The sequence below is a fragment of the Micromonospora sp. RTBAU3-60 genome (assembly GCF_054963695.1).
Window position 1 is genome coordinate 1 of the sequence record NZ_JBUEGB010000194.1, and the last position, 838, is coordinate 838.

Genomic DNA, 838 nt, shown 5'->3' on the forward strand with positions numbered 1-838 from the left:
TGCCTGCCACACCACCCCGCACCGGGTGCAGTGAAACCGGTCCCCGCTGCGTCGGCCGAAGGCGCCGCAGCGGTGGCAGGTTTGTGAGGTGTAGGCGGCGTTGACGGGAACGTGCGCAGAACCTCTACGCTCCGACACGCTTTTCAGGGCCTCCGCGGTGACTCCTTTGGTCCACGCGGCGAGACGCCGGTTGATGTTCTTGGGTAGCTTCTTACGGCTGGTGAACCGTTTGGTGAGGTCTTCGGCGATGACGGTGCCGGCTTTGTCGACGACCTCGTGCACGGCGGTGAAGATCTCCGTGCGCACCCGCGCCCGGTGTCGGGCGGCCTGCCGGTCCCGCTTCACGGTGCCGAGGTTGTTGGCCTTGATCCGGTGGGCTTTCGCGTGGTCACCACGCAGGGTGGCGGTGTTGGCTATGGAGCGGAGCTTCGCCCGGCGCCGGTTGCGTTCCTTCAATCGGTCCGACTCGGCGGTCAGCAGGTCGCCGAGTTGTTGACCGTGGGGCTGGCCGTCGGAGTCGGTGAGGGCTTCGGTGTAGCCCTTGTCCACGCCGATCGTCGCCTCGCCGCATGGTCGCTGTGATGAGCGTATCTGCGCCGCGTCGATCTGGTAGTGGATCTCGACTCGGCCGCCGCGCAGGATCAGCCGCAGCGTCCCGGTCGGGGCGACGGTCGTGGACAGCGGGATTCGGACCATCCGCCGGGGTTCGAGGCCGGGGATCGCTAGCCATAACCGGCCGTGCGCGTCGACGGCGGTGTTGTAGTTGTCGGCGCGCACCACGATCTGATCGTGTGTGCGGTTGTGGCCACGCTTCCAGTGCTGGCGCATCTGCCGAGCA

Annotated in this window: 1 protein-coding gene; it reads right to left on the reverse strand. The window is 67.3% G+C overall.

The annotated features are described in order from the left end of the window. Positions 1 to 780: zinc ribbon domain-containing protein (locus ACY34I_RS40525; protein WP_462760851.1), on the reverse strand; the 780-nt coding region annotated here is incomplete at its 3' end. Positions 781 to 838: the final 58 nt, after the last annotated feature.